Origin of the sequence: Kineosporia sp. NBRC 101731 (assembly GCF_030269305.1) — a bacterium.
Classification (GTDB): Bacteria; Actinomycetota; Actinomycetes; order Actinomycetales; family Kineosporiaceae; genus Kineosporia.
The window spans coordinates 37,888-57,481 of record NZ_BSTC01000006.1 but is presented as its reverse complement, the minus strand read 5'-3'; the positions used below and the strand labels follow the sequence as shown (position 1 = coordinate 57,481).

Annotated in this window: 16 protein-coding genes; 8 read left to right on the top strand and 8 right to left on the bottom strand. The window is 70.3% G+C overall.

The genetic code is table 11. The features are described 5' to 3' along the window. The first annotated feature begins 6 nt into the window (after window positions 1-6). A complete protein-coding gene (gene treY / locus QSK05_RS18115; protein ID WP_285598418.1) occupies window positions 7-2,409 on the top strand; it encodes a malto-oligosyltrehalose synthase in 2,403 nt (800 codons plus the stop codon). A 108-nt stretch (window positions 2,410-2,517) separates the two neighbouring features. On the opposite strand, the gene QSK05_RS18110 is transcribed toward treY, so the two are convergent. Then, complete coding sequence (locus QSK05_RS18110) at window positions 2,518-3,396, bottom strand: PPK2 family polyphosphate kinase (protein WP_285598417.1); 879 nt, start codon at window positions 3,394-3,396, stop codon at window positions 2,518-2,520. A gap of 13 nt (window positions 3,397-3,409) precedes the next feature. Further along, entirely contained in the window at window positions 3,410-4,171 is a 762-nt protein-coding gene (locus QSK05_RS18105) for an SDR family NAD(P)-dependent oxidoreductase (RefSeq protein ID WP_285598416.1), read from the bottom strand. Between the two features lie 56 nt (window positions 4,172-4,227). Here QSK05_RS18105 and treZ point away from each other — a divergent pair, with 56 nt between their 5' ends. Beyond that, on the top strand, window positions 4,228-6,012 hold the full coding sequence (gene treZ / locus QSK05_RS18100; RefSeq protein ID WP_285598415.1) for a malto-oligosyltrehalose trehalohydrolase: 1,785 nt from the start codon (window positions 4,228-4,230) through the stop codon (window positions 6,010-6,012). A 2-nt stretch (window positions 6,013-6,014) separates the two neighbouring features. Continuing rightward, on the top strand, window positions 6,015-6,455 hold the full coding sequence (locus tag QSK05_RS18095; protein ID WP_285598414.1) for a DUF4231 domain-containing protein: 441 nt from the start codon (window positions 6,015-6,017) through the stop codon (window positions 6,453-6,455). A gap of 21 nt (window positions 6,456-6,476) precedes the next feature. On the opposite strand, the gene QSK05_RS18090 is transcribed toward QSK05_RS18095, so the two are convergent. The 5 genes from QSK05_RS18090 to QSK05_RS18070 form a co-directional block, all read right to left on the bottom strand. Next, window positions 6,477-7,304 carry a class II fructose-bisphosphate aldolase gene (locus tag QSK05_RS18090; protein WP_285598413.1) on the bottom strand — a complete coding sequence of 276 codons (828 nt, stop codon included), beginning with the start codon at window positions 7,302-7,304 and terminating at the stop codon, window positions 6,477-6,479. Window positions 7,305-7,314: 10 nt separating this feature from the next. After that, window positions 7,315-8,343: a 1-phosphofructokinase family hexose kinase gene (locus QSK05_RS18085; RefSeq protein ID WP_285598412.1), complete on the bottom strand. Its 1,029-nt coding sequence runs from the start codon at window positions 8,341-8,343 to the stop codon at window positions 7,315-7,317. Further along, window positions 8,331-9,452 carry an N-acetylglucosamine-6-phosphate deacetylase gene (locus QSK05_RS18080; RefSeq protein WP_285598411.1) on the bottom strand — a complete coding sequence of 374 codons (1,122 nt, stop codon included), beginning with the start codon at window positions 9,450-9,452 and terminating at the stop codon, window positions 8,331-8,333. The genes QSK05_RS18085 and QSK05_RS18080 overlap by 13 nt, the downstream gene beginning before the upstream one ends. After that, window positions 9,449-10,333: an ROK family protein gene (locus QSK05_RS18075; protein ID WP_285598410.1), complete on the bottom strand. Its 885-nt coding sequence runs from the start codon at window positions 10,331-10,333 to the stop codon at window positions 9,449-9,451. Before QSK05_RS18075 ends, QSK05_RS18080 begins: the two co-directional genes overlap by 4 nt. A gap of 72 nt (window positions 10,334-10,405) precedes the next feature. Next, window positions 10,406-11,293 (bottom strand): SIS domain-containing protein, encoded by an 888-nt coding sequence (locus QSK05_RS18070; protein WP_285598409.1) that lies wholly within the window; start codon window positions 11,291-11,293, stop codon window positions 10,406-10,408. A 133-nt stretch (window positions 11,294-11,426) separates the two neighbouring features. Here QSK05_RS18070 and QSK05_RS18065 point away from each other — a divergent pair, with 133 nt between their 5' ends. From QSK05_RS18065 to QSK05_RS18045, 5 genes are all read left to right on the top strand, one after another. Next, a complete protein-coding gene (locus tag QSK05_RS18065) occupies window positions 11,427-12,215 on the top strand; it encodes a DeoR/GlpR family DNA-binding transcription regulator (protein ID WP_285598408.1) in 789 nt (262 codons plus the stop codon). Window positions 12,216-13,028: 813 nt separating this feature from the next. After that, window positions 13,029-14,216 (top strand): Gfo/Idh/MocA family protein, encoded by a 1,188-nt coding sequence (locus QSK05_RS18060; RefSeq protein ID WP_285598407.1) that lies wholly within the window; start codon window positions 13,029-13,031, stop codon window positions 14,214-14,216. Further along, window positions 14,213-15,517 (top strand): ABC transporter substrate-binding protein, encoded by a 1,305-nt coding sequence (locus QSK05_RS18055; protein ID WP_285598406.1) that lies wholly within the window; start codon window positions 14,213-14,215, stop codon window positions 15,515-15,517. The genes QSK05_RS18060 and QSK05_RS18055 overlap by 4 nt, the downstream gene beginning before the upstream one ends. Before the next feature lie 7 nt (window positions 15,518-15,524). Continuing rightward, window positions 15,525-16,466: a carbohydrate ABC transporter permease gene (locus QSK05_RS18050; protein WP_285598405.1), complete on the top strand. Its 942-nt coding sequence runs from the start codon at window positions 15,525-15,527 to the stop codon at window positions 16,464-16,466. Beyond that, the gene (locus QSK05_RS18045) at window positions 16,459-17,331 is read left to right on the top strand and encodes a carbohydrate ABC transporter permease (RefSeq protein ID WP_285598404.1); all 873 of its coding nucleotides are present in this window, start codon (window positions 16,459-16,461) and stop codon (window positions 17,329-17,331) included. Before QSK05_RS18050 ends, QSK05_RS18045 begins: the two co-directional genes overlap by 8 nt. Before the next feature lie 42 nt (window positions 17,332-17,373). Here QSK05_RS18045 and QSK05_RS18040 read toward each other — a convergent pair whose 3' ends face one another. Continuing rightward, the gene (locus tag QSK05_RS18040; protein WP_285598403.1) at window positions 17,374-19,572 is read right to left on the bottom strand and encodes a TerD family protein; all 2,199 of its coding nucleotides are present in this window, start codon (window positions 19,570-19,572) and stop codon (window positions 17,374-17,376) included. Between the last annotated feature and the right edge of the window lie 22 nt (window positions 19,573-19,594).

Here is a 19,594-nt window from a genome sequence, read left to right as displayed (position 1 = left end):
ACCCGAGTGAGCGTGCCCGTCAGCACTTATCGTTTTCAGGTCCGCGACTCCTTCGGGTTCGCGGACGTGGGTGACCGGGCGGCCTATCTGGAGCGGCTCGGGGTGACCCACGCGTACCTGTCCCCGATCCTGCGGGCCACCCCCGGCTCGGCCCACGGGTACGACGTGGTGTCACACGCCGAACTGAGTGAGGACGCGGGTGGGCGCCCGGCTTTCGACGCGATGGTCGCGTCGTTGCGGGCCGCCGGGCTGGCGGCCGTCGCCGACGTGGTGCCCAACCACATGGCCGTGCCCACCCCGGCCCGGCTGAACGCACCGTACTGGTCGCTGCTGCAGCACGGCCCGGAGTCGGAGTTCGCCTCCTGGTTCGACGTGAACTGGGCGCCCGGGCGGATCATCGTGCCGGTGCTCGGCGACCGGCTGCCGAAGGTGCTCGCAGCGGGCGAGATCGCGGTGGACGGTTCGGTGGTGCGCTACTTCGACCACGAGTTCCCGATCCGGCCCGGCACCGAGAACCTGCCGCTGGAGGAGCTTCTCGAGGCGCAGTGGTACCGGCTGGCGTTCTGGCGCACGGCCGACGAGGAGCTGAACTACCGCCGCTTCTTCGACGTCACCACGCTGATCGCGGTGCGGGTCGAAGACCGCTCGGTGTTCGACGCCACGCACGAGCTGATCGCCTCCCTGATCAAGGACGGCTCGCTGGCCGGTCTGCGGATCGACCACCCGGACGGTCTGGCCGACCCGCGGGGCTACCTGCGCGACCTGGCCGAGGCCACGGACGGCGCCTGGGTGGTCGTGGAGAAGATCCTCGAGGGCGAGGAGACCCTGCCGTCGGACTGGCCCTGCGCCGGCACCACCGGGTACGACGCCCTCAACCGGATCGGTGGCCTGTTCGTCGACCCGGCCGGCGCGGCCCCGCTGTCCGACCTGCTGACCGAGTTCACCGGCGACGAGCGCACCCTCGAGGAGATCGTCGGGGCCTCCAAGCGGCAGATCACCGACTCCAGCCTGAACACCGAGGTGCGGCGGCTGGTCGACCTGCTCGAGGAGATCTGCGACGCCGACCGCGATCTGGCCGACTTCACCCGCCGCGGGCTGCACGCGGCCGTGGTCGAGCTGCTCGTGGCGATGGACCGCTACCGGGCCTACGTGGTGCCGGGCGAGGCCGCCCCGGCCGAGGCCGTCGCGACCGTCGACCGGGCCTACGCGATCGCCGCCCAGCGGGTCGCCCCAGAGCTCGTACCCGCCCTGGACCTGGTGAAAGACCTTCTGCTGGAAGGCGTCGCGGCCGGTTCGGATCCGGTGCGGGCCGAGCTGGTGGCGCGGTTCCAGCAGACCTGCGGCCCGGTGATGGCCAAGGGCATCGAAGACACCACGTTCTACCGCTACCACCGGCTGATCGCCCTGAACGAGGTCGGCGGCGAGCCCGCCCACTTCGGGGTGAGCACCGACGAGTTCCACGCCTTCAGCGCCCGCCTGGCCCGCGACTGGCCCGGCACGATGACGACGCTCTCGACGCACGACACCAAGCGCTCCGAAGACGCCCGGGCCACTCTGGCCCCGCTCAGCGAGATCCCGGCGGAATGGGCGCAGGCCGTGCGGGAATGGTCGGCGTCGGCCGCGAAGTACCGGTCGTCCGGCGGCTACCCCGACGCCTCCACCGAATACCTCTTCTGGCAGACGCTGCTCGCGGTGCCGGGCATCTCGCCCGAGCGCCTGACCGACTACCTGTCCAAGGCCACCCGCGAGGCCAAGCAGCTCACCACGTGGACCAGCCCGAACACCGAGTTCGACGAGGCCGTGGCCGCGTACGCGCGCTCGGTGCTGGCCGACACCTCGATCCTGGAGGCGGTCGCGCGGTTCAGCGCCCGCACCGCCCCGGCCGTGCGGGCGACCGTGCTGGGCCAGAAGCTGGTGCAGCTGACCATGCCCGGCGTGCCCGACGTGTACCAGGGCACCGAGGTCGTCGACCACTCCCTCGTCGACCCGGACAACCGTCGCCCGATCGACTACACCTACCGGGAGCGGCTTCTGGACCTGGTCGAGTCCGGCTCGCTGGGCCGGCTCACCGGTGAGGAACTGGCCGACGCGGAGAAGCTCCTCGTCACCCGCGCCGCCCTGCACCTGCGCCGCGAGCACCCGGACTGGTTCACGGGCGGCTCGTACACCCCGATCCCCACCTCCTCGTCGCACGCCGTGGCCTTCGGCCGGGGTCCCGACGCGACGGTGAAGGCGGTCACCGTCGCCACCCGCCTGGCGTTGTCCCTGGGCGAATGGGGCGACGCGGTGGTGGTGCTCCCGGAGGGCACCTGGACGAACAAGCTGACCGGACAGGAGTTCCCGGGCGGTTCGGTGAAGCTGGCCGAGCTCCTGGGCACCTACCCGGTGGCCCTCCTCACCACCCCCTAAAACCTTCCGTGATCATGCACAGTGTCCCCGGAGTTCTAGAACTGTCGAGCGAAGAGCTCTAGAACGCTGGGGACACTGTGCATGATCACGAACGAGGTTTGCCGAGCTTCAGTCGGCCGCCAGCAGCGCCTTCAGGCGCGCCCGCTCCGCCTCGACGTCGAACTTCGCGGCCGGCCACTGCGGGTCCAGTGCGGTCAGGGCGTTGACCAGCAGACTCTGAACAGCCCAGCGGGCGTACCACTTCCGGTCGGCGGGCACCACGTGCCAGGGCGCCACCGCGGTCGAGCAGCGGGTCAGGGCCGCCTGGTACGCCTCCTGGTACGAGTCCCAGTAGGCGTGCTCGTCCAGGTCGGCCGTGCTGTACTTCCAGTACTTGTCCGGCCGGTACAGCCGCTTCTCCAGCAGGCGCAGCTGCTCGGCCGGGGAGATGTGCAGCATCACCTTGACGATCGCCGTGCCCTGGGCCGCCAGCTCGGCCTCGAACGCGTTGATCGTGTCGTAGCGGGTCTCCCACTCGCGGGCGGGCACCAGGTCGTGCACGCGCACGATCAGTACGTCCTCGTAGTGCGAGCGGTCGAAGACGCCGATCAGGCCCGGCTCCGGCACCCGGGGGCGTACCCGCCAGAGGAAGTCGTGGGCCAGTTCTTCCGGGGTGGGCGACTTGAACGCCGTGTGCCGCACCCCCTGCGGGTCGACCGCCCCGACGACGTGACGCACGATGCCACCCTTGCCGGAGGTGTCCATGCCCTGGATGATCAGCAGCACCCGGTCGGCCCTGGTGCCACTGAAACCCTCGGCGAAGAGCCGTTCCTGCAACTGCGAGAGGACCTGCGCCCCAGACTCCAACGCAGCCTCCCCCTCGACCTTCGATCCGGAGAATCCGGGCGTGCCCGAAGAATCCGTCGAGGCAAGGTCGAAACCCTCACCCACCCGCAATAACTCGGAAAGCTGGGCCGGCTCGTGCGTCTGTTGCTCGTTCTTCGCCATGGAACCGATCCTCTCAGGTACGCGACCGGCCACCCGGCCGGGCCGCGACGAAACGCGTGACGGACCGGGGCACCAACCGGGAGACCGTGACCAGCGCCCGGTAGCGCCGACTGGGGATCGAGACCACCGCGTCCCTCTGCAGATCGCGCAGCCCCTGGTCGACCACGTAGTCGGCGTCGAGCCAGAGCAGGTCGGGGACCCAGGCGATGTCGATACCCGCGCGGGCGTGGAACTCGGTGTGGGTGAGCCCGGGGCACAGGGCCAGCACCCGCACGCCGGTGCCCTGCAGGCTGTTGGCCAGGCCCTCGCTCAGCGCGATCACCCACGCCTTGCTCGCGGTGTAGGTGGAACCCCGCCCGGGAGTCAGCCCGACCACACTGGCCACGTTGATCACTCCCCCTGCGCCCCGCTGCTTCATGCCGGGCAGCACCGCGTGGGTCAGCTCCATCACCGCGGTGACGTTGAGCTCGAGCTGGTGGTGCAGCTTCTCGAAGGGCGTGGTCCAGAACTCGCCCTGCCCGCCGATCCCCGCGTTGTTGACCAGCAGATCGACCGGGCGAGTGGCGTCACCCAGTCGTTCCACCACGGCCCGGCGCTGCTGCGGATCGCCGAGATCGGCGACGATCACCTCCGCGTCACCCAGTTCCGCGCGCAGGGCCTCCAGCCGGCCGGCGTCGCGCGCGACCAGAACGAGGTGGTAGCCGTCCCGCGCGAGGCGACGTGCGAAGGCGGTACCGATACCGGCGGTGGGGCCGGTGACGAGTGCGGTGGGCATGCGCCACCGTAACCTTTGGGCGGGTGTTGCGGCCGATCTTCTGAGAGGCTGACCCCGTGCACGAGTTCACCCTCTGGGCCCCCGGCGCCAGTCGCGTCATGTTGCACCTGCCCGGCCTCGATCGGCGTGAGCCTCTACGGCTCGTGGCCGACCCGGCTCTGGGGCAGGAGGCGACTCCCGAAACCGCCGGTCTCTGGCACGCATCCGTAGCGGAGGCGGGGCACGGCACGGACTACGCGTTCGCCCTCGACGGCGGTGACCCCCGTCCCGACCCGCGCAGTGCCTGGCAGCCGGAGGGCGTACACGCCGCCAGCCGGGTGTTCGACGCCGAGCGCCACGCCTGGTCGGACGGATCCTGGCCGGGCCTGGACAGCCGCGGAGCCGTGTTCTACGAGCTGCACATCGGCACCTTCACGCCCGAGGGCACCCTCGACGCCGCGATCGGCCGGCTCGACCACCTCGTCGACCTCGGCGTGCAGATGATCGAGCTGCTGCCGGTCGCCGAGTTCTCCGGAGTGCGGGGATGGGGGTACGACGGGGTCGGCCTGTACGCCGTGCACCACTCCTACGGCGGGCCGGAGGCGCTGCAGCGGTTCGTCGACGCGGCGCACGGGAAGGGCCTGGGCGTCTGCCTCGACGTCGTCTACAACCATCTCGGTCCCGACGGTAACTACCTGCGCGAGTTCGGCCCGTACTTCACCGACGCCCACACCACGCCCTGGGGCGAGGCCGTCAACCTCGACGACGAGGGCTCGCACGGTGTGCGCTCCTGGATCGTCGACAACGTGCTGCGCTGGTTCCGCGACTTCCACATCGACTGCCTGCGGCTCGACGCCGTGCACGCGCTGGTCGACTCCTCGCCCCGGCACATCCTGGCCGAGATCTCCGAGCGCACCGCCGACCTGTCGAAAGAGCTTGCCCGCCCGCTGGGCCTGATCGCCGAGAGCGACCTGAACGACCCGTTCATGATCGAGCCGGTCGCCGGGGGCGGGCGGGGCCTGACCGGGCAGTGGGACGACGACGTGCACCACTCGATCCACTCCTTCGTCACCGGTGAGACCCAGGGCTATTACGTCGACTTCGGCACCGCGTCGGTGCTCGCCCGGGTGCTGAAAGAGGCCTTCCGGCACGCCGGCGACTACTCCACCTTCCGCGGGAAGCACTGGGGCAAGCCCATTTCCCCGGACAAGCACCGCGGGCACCAGTTCGTGATCGCCACCCAGAACCACGACCAGGTGGGCAACCGCGCCACCGGCGACCGGCCCAGCGCCACGATCGCCCCCGGCCGGCTGGCGGCCTCGGCCGCGATCATGCTGACCAGTGTCTACACGCCGATGCTCTTCATGGGTGAAGAGTGGGGCGCGCTCACCCCCTGGCAGTTCTTCACCGCGTTCGAGAGTCCCGAACTGGCCGACGCGGTGCGCCAGGGCCGGCGCGCGGAGTTCGGCTCCCACGGGTGGGCCCCCGAAGAGGTCCCCGACCCGCAGGCCCTCTCGACCCGCGACGCGTCCGTGCTCGACTGGTCCGAGATCGGCCGGGTGGACGGCGAACTCGACCATGGCGCGATGCTGCGCTGGTACCGCGACCTGATCGCCCTGCGCGCCGCCTCGCCCGACCTGCTGAACGACTCGTTCGACGCGGTGACGGTGACCCACGGGGAGGGCTGGATCGCCATGCGGCGCGGCTCGTTCACCACCGTGGTGAACATCGGCCCGGAGGCCGACATCGTGGTGGCGGCCGGTTCGGTGCCGCGGCTCACCTGGGGTTCCATCGAAACAGTGGACGAGGAAACCGTGCGGCTCCAGCCGGATTCTGTGGCCGTGCTGCAGGTTCAGGGCTGATCTTGGACGGCGCCTCCTACGCGGCCGCGCTCGCCGATGAGTCGTACGAGCGGTACCGGCGGCACGCTGACCGCTCCCGCAACCGGTACCGCCTGACCGAGATCCTGTTCGTGGTGCTCTCGGCGGCGATCCCGGTGGCGGCCGTGATCGTGCCCGGCGTGCCGGTCGTGCCCGCGGTGCTCGGCGCCTGCCTGGTGCTGCTGACCGGGCTGCGCAACCTGTTCCAGTGGCACGAGAACTACGTGCGCTTCAGCCGGGCGCGTGAGGCTGTGAACGCCGAACGCCGTCTCTACGCCATCGGTTCCGCGCCGTACGACTACGACTCCAGCCGCGACCGGTTGCTGGTCGAGACGATCAACCGCATCGAGCAGGAAGAGATGGGGCAGTGGGTCCGGGTGATCACGCAGCGCGCCCCCGACCCGGTGCGCGATACCCCGTCTTGACGAAAAAGCGGGAAACCTACCTCACCGGCCGGCCAGGAGCTTGAGCAGACGTTCCACCTCGTGGGCCACGGCCTCACGGCCCGGGGCGATGTACTTGCGCGGGTCGACGAGCTTCTCGTCGGCCTCCAGACGCTGCCGGATCGCCCGGGTGAACAGGCCGTTCAGGTGCGTGGAGATGTTCACCTTCACCAGCCCGGCCCGCACCGCCCCGGCCAGCTGGTCGTCGGAGACCCCGGACGAACCGTGCAGCACCAGCGGCACCGGCACGGCCTTCGCCAGGTCGGCGATCAGGTCGAGGTCGAGCTGGGCCGTGCGCTCGGTCATCGCGTGGGAGCTGCCGACCGCCACGGCCAGGCTGTCCACGCCGGTCGCGGCGACGAACGACACCGCATCGGCCGGGTCGGTGCGGGCGCCGGGGGCGTGCACGCCGTCCTTGCCCCCGACCTCGCCGAGCTCCGCCTCGATGTGGACACCGGCCGCGTGGCAGAACTGCGCCATGGCGGCGGTGCGGCGCACGTTCACGTCGTAGTCGTCGTGCGAGGCGTCGAACATGACGCTGTGAACGCCCAGCTCGACGGCCTCCCGCACCAGGTCCTCGCTCTCGGCGTGGTCCAGGTGCACGACCGCGTCGACCCCGGCCCGGCGGGCCACCGCGAGGGTGCCGGCCAGGATCGGCTCGAGCGCGCCGTGGTAGCTGACGCAGTTCTCGCTGATCTGCAGGATCACCGGAAGGCCGGCCGCCTGCGCCCCGGCCACGATCGCCTCGGCGTGCTCCAGCAGGATCACGTTGAAAGCGCCGACACCGACCCCGTTCTTCCGGGCCTGCTCCAGCACCACGGGCTTGCTCATCTGAAATCCTCTAGTCCGCTGACAGTTGCTGGTCGAACGCCCGTACATCGGCGAGATCGACCTCGCCCGCCGTGGGCTGCTTGACGGCGGCCGCGCCGAGCACGGCGGCCTGCCGCAACGCCGTTTCCATCGATTCGCCCCGGGCCCAGGCCAGGGCCAGCCCGGCGGTGGCGGCATCGCCCGCGCCGGTGGGGTTCCCGGTGACGCCCCGCACGGCCCGCTGGGTGATCAGGTCATGATCCGGGCTGAACGCGATCAGGCCGTCAGCTCCCTGGGAGACGACAACTGTTGAGGCACCGAGACTCTGAAGGTACTGAACAGCCTGCCGCAGGCGAGTCCCGCCGGACCGGCCGTCCACGTTCCTCACCGGTTTCGGCGGGAGCCTGTTATCGCCAATATCCGGGGAAGCAGGCGGAGCAGGCACCGGCTCGTGCCCGGGCGTGCCCAGCTCCGCCTCCATCGCCTCGATGGCCTCCGCCGCATTGGGTTTGAGGAGGTCGGCCCCGGCCCGGGCAGCCGCGACCAGCGCCGGTCCGGAGGTGTCGACCAGCACCCGGGCGCCCGCCCCGCGCACGGCCCTCACCAGTCGCCCGACCCAGTCCGCATCCACGCCCCGCGGCAGCGATCCGGAGACCACCACCACGCAACCCGGCTCACAGTGCTTCACGGTGGCCTCGATCAGGCGGTCACCCTCGGCCGGTGACAGCGCCGGGCCGGGTTCGCTGAACAGCGTGGGATGCCCGACCGGATCGACGATCGCCACCGTGCTGCGGGTCTCCCCGTCCACGGTGACGACCTCACAGGCGTGGTGTTCCTCGTCCATCATCGACGCGACCCACCGCCCCGCGGACCCGCCCAGCGGGAGCACCGCGACGGCCTCCTCGCCCAGCGTGCGCAGCACGCGCACCACGTTGAGCCCCTTGCCGCCGGGACGCCGCTGCACCTGCGAGACCCGCACGGTGGCACCGACGTCGAAGGCCGGAACGCGATACGTCACGTCCACGGCCGGATTCGGCGTGAGCACGATCAGCTGAGCCATATACCCCTCCGGGCCACCCGGGCGACCTCCGCGACACCGTCGGGGAAGTGCAGTTCGATCAGGTCAGCGGGCTCACCGGGCAGCAGGGAGTGTCCGCCGAGCCCGAAGACCCCGGCCGCGGTGGCGCTGGACACCGCGACCACCTCGGGCAGCGGCACGCCCCGGTTCAGCAGCGAGACCGCCGCCCGCACCAGCTCGGTCGTGCTGCCCGCCAAGGAATTTCCTTCTTTCAGCACCGCGACGCCACCCGCCACGACGACCTCCGAGCCGGCCAGGTCGTACGACCCGTCACCGAGACCGGTCGCGGACATCGCGTCGGACACCAGCACCATGCGCCCGGTCGCGGCCCGGCGGGCGACGTCGATGACCTCGGCACTGACGTGCTCACCGTCGCCGATCAGCTCGACGGTGACACGGTCGTCGCTCAGGGAGACGCCGACCGTACCGGCCTGGCGGTGATGCATCGGCGCCATGCCGTTGAACAGGTGGGTGGTGACGCGGGCCCCGGCGTCGACGGCGCGGTGCACGGTGTCGGTGTCCGCGTCGGTGTGCCCGATCGCGACCACCACCCCGGCGCGGACCAGTTCGTCGATGGCGTCGAAAGCGCCGGGCAGCTCGGGCGCGATCGTCACCATCCGCACGGCACCGTCACCCGCGGCGAGCAGGTCGGCCACGTCGGCGCGGCTGGGTTCCCGCAGCAGCGCCGGGTTGTGGGCACCCCGCCGGGCCTGGGAGATCCACGGCCCCTCCAGATGCAGCCCGGCGAGCCGGCCTTCGCCGACGAGGGGGGCGAGTTCCCGCACCCGGGAACGGGTGTCGTCGATCCGGCCGGTCGCCAGCGAGGCGATGAGCGTGGTGCTGCCCGCCCGGTGATGGTGGTCGAGAGCCGGCTGCGGATCGACGCCGGGTGTGGCCAGGTCGATACCGACGGCCCCGTGCATGTGCGTGTCGACGGCACCGGGGACGACCACGTCGAGCGTCTCCACCGGTGCCGACGGCGGCTCGCCGTCGCCACGTTCGGTGACCACCCCGTCCTCAATGCGCAGCCAGCCCGGACCGTCGTGGCTGACCGCGTCGACGAGCCGACGGATCGCGAAAATGCCGTTCATGCGGCCACCTCCAGGCCCAGCAGGGCCGCGCCGACAGCCGCGGCGGCATCGCCGTGCGCGGCTGCGACCAGCTCGGGCACGCGCAGACCGGGCAGCAGCCGGGCGAGTTCTTCGCCGAGCGGGCCGATCAGCTGGCGTCCGGCCAGGGCCAGACCGCCCCCGATCACGATCACCGACGGCGCGACCGTGGCGCTCAGACCGGCCAGGGCCTGGGCGAGCACCTCGATCGTCTCGTTCCAGACCTGCTGCGACACCGCACTTCCGCGAGCGGCGGCACTGGCCACCTCCCGGGCGCTGGCCACCCCGGCGCGCAGGGCCGTGGCCCGGGCCGAAGCCACCTCCTCCACCCGCCGGCCGGCGAAGTCGCCGTGGGTGATCAGCAACTGACCGATCTCCCCGGCCCAGCCACCGGACACCACGGGACGGCCGTCGACGAGAACGGCAGCCGCGATGCCGGTACCGATGGGCACGAACGCCACCACGCCGGGGACGTCGCGCGCAGCCCCGGTACGGGCCTCCGCGACCCCGCCGGCGCGCACGTCGTGCGACAGCGCGACCGGGGTGCCGAGCCGCTTGACCAGCAGGTCGTGCATCGGCAGGTCCTGCCAGCCGAGGTTGACGCTGAACACGGCCAAACCGTGCTCCTCGTCCACCACACCCGGCAGGGCGACACCGACCGGCACCCCCAGATCGCCGGTCAGGGCGTCGCGCACCTGCGCCACGGTCTCGACCACGCCTTCACCGGTGGGGTCGGGGCTCGGGGTGGGCAGCCGGTGGACGGCGAGGATCGAGCCGTCCTTCCCCAGCAGCACCCCCTTGATCGAGGTGCCCCCGACATCGATGCCGACGGACTGCCCGTCACTGCTGGCGTCACTGCTCATGCCATTCATGCCATTCATGTCGCTGATCGTTCCACCTGCGCGCCGGACGCCCTCAGCCGATCCCGAACACTCTCAGCCGAGGATCACCGAGCGGGTCAGCGACCGCGGGTTGTCGGGGTCCAGACCCCGCGCGTGCGCGAGCCCGATCGCGAACCGCTGGGCCACCACCAGGGCGGCCAGCGGGTCGATGTCGTGGTGCACGAAGGTCGCGCCGGTGGCGGCGACGTCGTCGGCCAGCCCGTCGGGCACCTCACCGAACGCCCAGACCAGGCGGCCGGGCTGGGCGATCGCGATCGGGCCGTGCCGGTAGTCCATCGCCGGGTACGACTCGGCCCAGAACTGGGCGGCCTCGCGGGTCTTCAGTGCCGCCTCGCTGGACAGGCCGACCGTCCAGCCCCGGCCCAGGAAGGTGACCTGGCTCGCGCCGAGCAGCTCGTCGATCGGCACCGCCAGCGCCTTGGCCCCGTCCGCGGCGAGCGCCGTCAGGTCGGGACCGGCGGTGCTGCCGCTCAGCGAGCTGCGCAGCAGCACCAGCGCGCTGGTGGCGAACCGGGTCTGCACCACTGACTGCTCGTCGGCGAAGGGCATCCCGATCACGGCGCCGGCGTACTGGGCGGCAGGAGCGTCGGGCACGGCGGTGATCAGGGTGCTCGGGGTACTGAGCCCCTGCAGCAGCTCGATGATCTCGGTCGTGGTGCCGGAGCGGGAGATCGCGATCACCCGGTCGTACCGGCGGCTCGCGGGGTACTCGGAGCCGGCGAAGGCGTCGGTGACGCCCTCCCCCGCGCTCTCACGCAGGACGGCGTAGCTCGCGGCGATGAACCAGCTGGTTCCGCATCCGACGACAGCCACCCGCTCGCCGCTCTTCGGCAGGTCGTTCGTGACGGTGGAGGCGAGTGCGCCCGCGAGCTGCCAGACGTCCGGCTGCGAGGCGATCTCGGCATCGACGAAGGTGGTCATGCCCTCTTCCCAGGTGTCGGGGGAATTGATATCAGACTAGTTCTGATCAATATTGAGCCATACGATCAGAAGTGAACAGAGCGAGTCAACCCCTCTCCGCGTGAGAGCATGGACGACCCCCGGATGGAGAGAGATGACGGCCCAGCAACGGCTCAACAAGGTTCTCGAGTTCGTCACCGAACGCGGCAACGTCTCGATCGCCGACGTGGCGCAGGCGCTCGACGTCTCCCCCGCGACTGTCCGCCGCGACCTGAATCTGCTCGCGCAGCAACGACTTGTCACCCGTACCCACGGTGGCGCGTCGGCGCTCGGCTCGGGGTACGAACTGCCGCTGCAGTACAAGCTGGTGCGGCAGGCCGAGGGTAAGACGGCGATCGCGAAGGTCGTGGCGGCGCTGGTCTCGCCCGGCGACTCGGTGGGGCTCAACGGGGGCACCACCACCAGTGAGGTCGCCCGCGTGCTCGGTTCGAGCGAACGCCTGCTCGCCCGCGGCTCCACGCCGGGCATCACGATCGTCACGAACGCACTGAACATCGCCTACGAACTGAGCGTGCGCGAGCACGTGAAGATCGTCGTGACCGGCGGCGTGCCCCGGGCCCAGTCGTACGAGCTGGTCGGCCCTCTGGTCGCGGCGTCGCTGCGGGAATTCAGCCTCGATCTGGCCGTTCTCGGCGTCGACGGACTGACCGGCCGCTTCGGTGCCACCACCATCCACGAGGGCGAGGGCGAGGCCAGCCGGCAGATCGCCGCCGTCGCCCGCCGCGTGGTGGTCGCCGCCGACTCGACCAAGCTCGGCAAGACCACCTTCGCCCGTATCTGCCCCCTGGAGCAGATCGACACCCTGGTCACCGACCTCCCCCTGACCCCGGAACTCGCCGCCGCGATGGAGACCGCCGGCGTGGAGGTCCTGGTAGCAGGCTGACCTGCGGCTCAACGGTCAACCCGCCATGGTGGACGCCCATCACGGGCCCTGCCCGCCGGTCCCGTCAGCGGGGCAACCCACCACCCCTTCCGTGATCATGCAAAACCTCCCCGGAGTTCTAGAACTCGCGCGCCCTCAGCTGGGGCAATTGCCTGGCAACGAGGGGAAGGCCAGGGTTTCGCAGCCGCACCTCGCCGCATGGTGTGGTGGCCACGAACCTTCACTGGTTCCGCTGTGTTCGCGATCAGAGCATCCCCCAGTTCCGGCCGGGAGGTGACCCCCGTTCGCCGGGGAAGGTTTGCCTGATCACGATCAAGAAGGTGGTCACCGCAGGGGCGGACAAGCCCTGCACCTCTCGTAGCGTCCGTCCCCCCGCGCAGGCACTCGAGCGCGGCATCACTTTCCCCCGCGTGGACACCACCCTCCCCGCGTTGCCGCTGCTCCCTCCGCGTCGCCGAGGCCCCATCCGCGTTGTCGCCGCCCCATCCGCGTTGCGCCCCTCTTTCCCCGTGATCATGCACATGCTCCCCAGTCCTCTAGAACTCTCACCCTCACAGTTCTAGAACTCCGGGGAGGTTTTGCATGATCACGGGGAAGAGGGGGCGATCCAGAGCTGACGAGCACCCCACGCGCCCCTTTCGTACTGCTTGCGTGCCCCCTTCGCCCCGTTCAAGCCCTCTTATGTTGCGCGCGCGTTACTTCTGCGGATCCAGCACGGGAACACCCCTAGGCGGACCAGAGATTCGCCGCTACTGTCTATTCACGCTCATTCGGAGCCATGATCAGTCAAAATCGCTCAGGAGCTTGCGCAGGATGATCACATCAGGCCTCTCGGTAGCAGTCATCGGCTGTGGCGCTCGCTCGGTCATCGGGCTGCACGTGCCCGACGTGCGACCCGGCTCGCGGGTCACGGCCGTGGTGGACACCGAGCCGGAGGGGCGGCGCCGGGGTGCGGAGATCTTCCCCGGGGCCCAGGTGCTCGACAGCGTCGAGGCCCTGATCGCGCTGGGGGTGGACGCGGCGGTCGTCACCACGCCGGACCACACGCACGCGGACATCGCGGTGGAACTGCTGCGCGCGAAGATCGCCGTGTACCTCGAGAAGCCGCTCGCCACCACGCTGCCCGACGCCGACCGGGTGCTCGCGGCGGCGGCCGCGACGAACACACCGCTCTACGTGGGCCACAACTTCCGGCACGCGGGCGTGGTCCAGGGACTGCGCCAGGTGGTCGAGCGCGGTGAGATCGGCGAGGTGAAGGCCGTGTGGGTGCGGCATTTCGTCGGTAACGGCGGTGACTACTATTTCAAGGACTGGCACGCCGACCGCTCGAAGACCAACACCCTGCTGCTGCAGAAGGCCAGTCACGACATCGACGTGGTGCACTACCTGGCCGGCGGTTACACCCGCCAGGTGTCCGGGATGGGCGGACTGGTGATGTTCGGGGGGATCACCGACCGCCGGGAACGGCCGGGAGAGACCATGCCCGACTGGTTCTCGTTCGACAACTGGCCGCCGGCCAGCCACACCGGGCTGAACCCCGTGGTCGACGTCGAAGACGTCTCGATGATGCTCATGACCCTGGACAACGGGGTGCTCGCGAGCTACCAGCAGTGCCACTTCACGCCGGACTACTGGCGCAACTACACGGTGATCGGCACGCACGGCCGGGTCGAGAACTTCGGTGACACGGGCGGTGGCGTGATCCGGGTCTGGAACCGCCGCCACCTGTACCAGCCGAACGGCGACGCCGAGTACCCGATCCCGGGCGTCGTCGAGGGCCACGAAGATGCCGACCGCCTGACCATGGCCGAGTTCCTCGAGCACGCCGCCACCGGCGCCCCCACTCTCGTCTCCCCGATCGCCGCCCGCGAGGCGGTGGCCGCGGGAGCCCTGGCCGCACAGTCCCTCCGCAACGGCTCCCGACCGGAAACCGTTCCCGAACTGCCCTCGCACGTCATCCAGCACTTCTCCGCCGGCGCAAGCGAAAGGTCCCCCCGATGACCACACACCTCTCCCGCCGCAACATCCTGGCCGGTGCTCTCGGCCTCGGCGTCATGATCACCACCGCGGCCTGCGGCGGCGACAGCGACTCCGGCTCCGACACCGCCGGTGCGGGCTACACCGAGCCGAGCGCCGATCTCAAGGCCAAGCTCACCTACGGCGTCTGGGACCAGACCCAGGTCGACGCGATCCAGAAGAACATCGACGCGTTCAACCAGAAGTACCCGGGCATCGAGGTGGCCATCAGCGTCACCCCGTTCGCGCAGTACTGGACCAAGCTGCAGACTCAGGCCTCCAGCGACACCCTGCCCGACCTGTTCTGGATGAACGGCCCGAACTTCCAGCTCTACGCCGGCGGTCAGAAGATCGACCCGATCACCGGCCCGGTCAAGGCCGGCGCGATCGACCCCGCGAACTACCCCGAGGCACTGACCAGCCTGTACAGCCTGGAGGGCGTGCAGTACGGCGTGCCGAAGGACATGGACACCATCGGCGTGTGGATCAACACCGAGATCTTCAAGAAGGCCAAGGTGGACGTGCCCACCGCCGACTGGACCTGGGACGACTTCCAGACCGCGGCCACGGCCATCTCCACGGCTCTCAAGAGCGATGGCATCTACGGTGGCGCGGGCGGTATGGACGGCCAGACCACCTACTACAACACGATCTTCGAGGCCGGCGGCAGCGTCGTGGCGGACGGCAAGTCCGGCTACAACTCACCGCAGTCCCAGGCCGGACTGCAGTTCTGGACCGATCTGATCGCCTCCGGCGGCTCCCCGACCATCGCCCAGCTCACCGACACCACCGCCGACCAGTGGTTCACCTCGGGCAAGCTGGGGATGTACTGGGGCGGCAGCTGGTTCCGGGCCGCGCTGGCCGGCACCGACCTGGAGAAGTCGATCCAGGCCCTGCCGCTGCCGAAGGGCGCGCAGCAGGCCACGGTCATCCACGGTGTCGCCAACATGGTCGCCGCGAACTCGCAGAACAAGCAGGCCGCCCACGCCCTCCAGGCCTACCTGGTCAGCCAGGAGGCGCAGCAGGCGCTCGGCGAGGCGGGCTCGGTGATCCCGGCGTTCACCGGCACCCAGGCCGCCTTCACCAAGTCCATGCCGGACGCGAACCTCCAGGTCTTCCTGGACGCGGTCCAGTACGCCAAACCGCTTCCGGTCAGTGCCAACACGGCTGCCTGGAACGCCTTCGAGACCAAGCTGCTGCCCGACGCGTTCTCCGGCTCCACCCCGGTGGCGAACGTGAGCGCCGACCTGGCCTCCCAGATGGACGCGGCCCTCGCGAAGGAGTAATACCGGTATGAGTTCCGTGACGTCACCCCCGCGTGGTGCCGCCCCCGCCACCACGGCCAGGAAACGCGGCCTGCGCCGCGATGGCTTCTGGCCCTGGCTTTTCGTGGCACCGCTCGTGGGTGGCGTCGCGGTGTTCTTCCTCTGGCCGATCGTCCAGACCGCCTGGTTCTCCCTGACCGAGTTCGGCGTGTTCGGCGGCACCACCTTCACCGGGCTGGACAACTACCAGGCCCTGTTCCAGAACGGCGACCTGTACAAGTCCATCGGCAACACCCTGATCTACACCGTGATCACCCTGTTCAACGTGCCGATCGCGGTGGTCGTGGCCAGCCTGCTCAACACCCCCGGACTGCGCGGCGCCGCCGTCTACCGGGTGCTGTACTTCCTTCCCTACGTGGCGATGCCGACCGCCGTGGCAATGGTCTGGCGGATCATCTTCAACGGTGACTTCGGCGTGCTGAACTACGTTCTCGGCTGGTTCGGCATCGACGGCCCGTACTGGATCAGCACGCCCGGCGCGGCGATCGTGGCGGTCTCGATCGTCGGCCTCTGGTCGCTGATCGGGTTCTCGGTGATCGTGCTGGGCGCCGGCCTGAAGCAGATCCCGCCCGACCTGTACGAGGCGGCCGAGCTGGACGGGGCCTCCCGCCTGCGGCAGTTCCGCTCGATCACCGTGCCGCTGCTGACGCCGAGCATCGCCTTCTTGTCGATCGTCAGCGTGATCCAGGGTTTCCAGATGTTCGACCTGCTCTACGCCGTGCTCGGCACCACGAACATGAACCCGACAGTGTTCGACAGCATGTCCATCGTCTACCTGTTCTACCAGGCCGGTTTCGTCACCAACGAGAAAGGCATGGCCGCCGCGATCGCCATGGTCGTTCTGGTCCTGGTGGCCCTGGCCACCGTGGTGCAGTTCCGGCTGCAGAAGAAGTGGGTGCACCTTGACTGATCTGATCACCGCTCCCACGAGGGCCAAGGCCCCCCGGCGCCGGCCGGTCGGCCCCCGCCGCAACAACGTCTGGATCCACCTGGTGCTCTCGATCGGCGCCGTGGTGATGATGTTCCCGTTCGTCTGGCAGATCCTGATGAGCCTGTCGACGAACGCCGAGGTGCAGTCGGTGACGCCGCACCTGTGGCCGGAGAAGATCCAGTGGGGCAACTACGCCGAGGTGTTCCGCCAGCTGCCCTTCCTCGACCAGCTGCGCACCTCCGTCGTCATCACCGTGATCCGGGTGCTGGGCCAGATCGCGTTCTGCACGCTGGCCGGGTACGCGTTCGCCCGCATGCACTTCCGGGGCAAGAACCTGGTGCTCGGTGCGGTGCTGTCGATCCTGATGGTGCCCTCGCAGGTCTACCTGCTGCCGCAGTACCAGATCATCAAAGACCTGGGCCTGCTGGGCACCATGACCGGTCTGCTGCTGCCCGGCCTGTTCAGCGCCTTCGGCACGTTCCTGATGCGCACGGCGTTCCTGGCGCTGCCGTCCGAGCTGGAAGAGGCCGCCCGCCTCGACGGCGCGAACCCGTTCCAGGTGTTCTGGCACGTGATGCTGCCGCTGATCCGGCCCAGCATCAGCGTTCTCGCGATCACCTCGACCCTGTGGTCGTGGAACGAGCTGCTCTGGCCCCTGGTGGTCACCACCAACAGCGACGACATGCCGCTGTCGGCGGGCCTGGCCACCCTGATCAACGACCGCACGGTGAACTACCCGATCGTGCTCGCGGCCAGCCTGCTCGCCACCGCCCCGGTGCTGATCCTCTTCATCGTGCTGCAGCGCCGGGTGATCGACGGGCTGGCGACATCGGGCCTGAAATAGGGGACGTCCCCGGTGGGCCGGGTCTCCGGCCCACCGGGGCGTTCACACCAGTTCGGTGAGCAGTTCCTGCGGCGACCGCGCGTCGAACGTACAGTCGTCGTCCAGGCCGAAGGTCACCGTGGCCTGCTCTCTTTCACCGACGACGACACCGCCCCGAGCCGCCACCGCGTGCCGCACCGCCGAGGCCGTGGACACCTTCACCGCCGCCCGCGCGACCACCCCGGCCACCAGCTCCCCGGTCGGGATCGCCGTGTTCTCCACGCTGTTCCGGAACCCCCGCGCGGTGTACAGATCCAGCTGGACGACCTCGTCGTTCGCCAGGTCGACCAGCATGGGCAGGGCCTGCGGCTGCCGGCCGGCCAGCGCGAACGCGTTGACCACCGTGGACGGGTCGAACGTGGCGTGGTCGGCCGAGCACTGCTCCCGCAGCATCCAGCCCAGCACCGCCTCCGGCAGTTCACCGAACACCGGACCGGAGTAGCGGTAGACGGCCGGCACCAGGTACCGCCAGCCGCTGCGTGCCCGGGCCGCGTCGAGCCGCACGTCGATGAACTCCTGCGCCCCCACCGGAGCACTGGTCAGATCACCGGAGTGCGTCATCGCGCCGTTGCCCAGGTTCGTCCAGGACACCTGCTCGACCAGCCGGAAGTTCTCGTCCAGCGCCAGCAGCGAGAGGTCGAGGTCGGACCGGGCCCCCGCCGGCTCGCGCCAGTGCAGGAACAGCCGCAGCACCGGAGCCTGCCCCAGGGCCAGCCGGGAACCCCGCTCCACCTGCACCAGACCGGGCGCCGTGGACCGCAGCTGATCGGGCAGGAGCACATTCTCCAGCGCCGGGTCGATCCACACCCTGGCGCCGGCCAGCTTGAGCTCCGACGTGGTCTCGCGGGCCTCCTGGTGCGCGGTCAGCGCACCTTCCAGCAGGGCCAGAACCTGCTTCTGGACGTCGGTCCCGACGGCCAGGTGCCCTTCCGGGCCGGGAACCCGCAGCGCACCGCCGGACTTGTTGATCGCCAGCCGGGGGTAGGTGGCGCCGTTGTCGCGGAACTGGCCGTGGGCCGCCCAGAGCACCCGGGGCGGGACCGGCCCCAGCGCCGTCGCCACCGTCCCGAGCACCGGCGCCACCTGGTCGTGCTCGACCGCCAGGTGCACGAGCCGCCGCAGCTGACGGACCAGCAGACCCGGTGCCTGCCCCGCGAGAAGGTCCACGGCAGCGGTGATCTCGGATGCGGCCAGCCGGGCCTCGACCCGTGAGGGCAGACTGGTCGCGTCCCGCCGGGTCGAGCGCAACCGCCCGAACACCTCCTGTACGCGGGGCGCGTCGAACTCTTTCAGGTGCAGCCCCCGGGCCACCGCGAGCCAGAGCCCGCGGCGCCGGAACACATCGCCCAGCCGCGGCGAGGCCTCCAGCGCCGCGACCACGGCCCGCCGCTGGGCCCGGGTGAACCGGGGGTAGGTCATGGTGGTGCCCAGCGAGACGTCGCTGCCGGTCAGGTCGGCGAACAGGCGCAGCAGGTCGTCGGGCGTGGCGCCGAGACCGGGCAGGCGCCGCGGGTCGGCGGCGAACACCCGGCGCATCACCAGGGTCCGGGTCTCCAGGAACGGAATCTCTTCCAGGGCCGGGAGCGCCGGCAGAAGGCCGTCGAGCACCGCGTCGAGATCAGCCCGCACGTCGTCCCGCAGCGATCCCGGTGAAGCCAGGCAGCCCAGCGCGAAATCCTGCAGCAGACGCCGCATTTCGTCGTCGGACACCAGCCGCACGACCGTGAGCTGCTGGAGCTCGTCACCCGGCAGCGTGCGCCGGAACTCCCGGTCCAGCAGCGCCCGGTCGGGATCCTGCGGCACGGACGACGCGGGCCACCAGCCGATCCTGGAGAAGTCCGTCGCCGCGCGCACGTCCGCGTCGTTCACCGCCCCGCCGCCGCGCAGGGCCCGGACGGCCAGGCGCACCCATCCCAGGCCGAACCGCAGCCGGCTCCGGTCGAAGGTGGGCAGCTGCTCCGGGAAGCCGGCGAAGAGCGGCGAATAATCCCCTTTCTGGCCGCGTTCCGCCCGCGACCAGGCCGCCCACTGCTTCACCCGGTCGGCGCAGCCGGCGGTGAGGTCTTCCGGGTCGGAGACCACCAGTCCGGCGTTGCGCAGCTCGTCGAGGGTGGCCACGGCGAGCTCGGCCGACGGCTGCGGGCCGCCCGGGGCGAGCAGCACGCGGCACCGCCGGAAAGCGATGTGCTCGTGCGTGGTCATGTCCGGCCTCCGGTGCTGGTTC

What these genes read in the sequence shown, in the direction of transcription:
- QSK05_RS18085 (WP_285598412.1), bottom strand. Translation starts at nt 8,343, where the DNA reads ATGGCTCAGCTGATCGTGCTCACGCCGAATCCGGCCGTGGACGTGACG.
- QSK05_RS18040 (WP_285598403.1), bottom strand. Translation starts at nt 19,572, where the DNA reads ATGACCACGCACGAGCACATCGCTTTCCGGCGGTGCCGCGTGCTGCTC.
- QSK05_RS18065 (WP_285598408.1), top strand. Translation starts at nt 11,427, where the DNA reads ATGACGGCCCAGCAACGGCTCAACAAGGTTCTCGAGTTCGTCACCGAA.
- QSK05_RS18080 (WP_285598411.1), bottom strand. Translation starts at nt 9,452, where the DNA reads ATGAACGGCATTTTCGCGATCCGTCGGCTCGTCGACGCGGTCAGCCAC.
- QSK05_RS18105 (WP_285598416.1), bottom strand. Translation starts at nt 4,171, where the DNA reads ATGCCCACCGCACTCGTCACCGGCCCCACCGCCGGTATCGGTACCGCC.
- QSK05_RS18075 (WP_285598410.1), bottom strand. Translation starts at nt 10,333, where the DNA reads ATGAGCAGTGACGCCAGCAGTGACGGGCAGTCCGTCGGCATCGATGTC.
- QSK05_RS18090 (WP_285598413.1), bottom strand. Translation starts at nt 7,304, where the DNA reads ATGAGCAAGCCCGTGGTGCTGGAGCAGGCCCGGAAGAACGGGGTCGGT.
- QSK05_RS18060 (WP_285598407.1), top strand. Translation starts at nt 13,029, where the DNA reads ATGATCACATCAGGCCTCTCGGTAGCAGTCATCGGCTGTGGCGCTCGC.
- QSK05_RS18070 (WP_285598409.1), bottom strand. Translation starts at nt 11,293, where the DNA reads ATGACCACCTTCGTCGATGCCGAGATCGCCTCGCAGCCGGACGTCTGG.
- QSK05_RS18110 (WP_285598417.1), bottom strand. Translation starts at nt 3,396, where the DNA reads ATGGCGAAGAACGAGCAACAGACGCACGAGCCGGCCCAGCTTTCCGAG.
- QSK05_RS18050 (WP_285598405.1), top strand. Translation starts at nt 15,525, where the DNA reads ATGAGTTCCGTGACGTCACCCCCGCGTGGTGCCGCCCCCGCCACCACG.
- QSK05_RS18055 (WP_285598406.1), top strand. Translation starts at nt 14,213, where the DNA reads ATGACCACACACCTCTCCCGCCGCAACATCCTGGCCGGTGCTCTCGGC.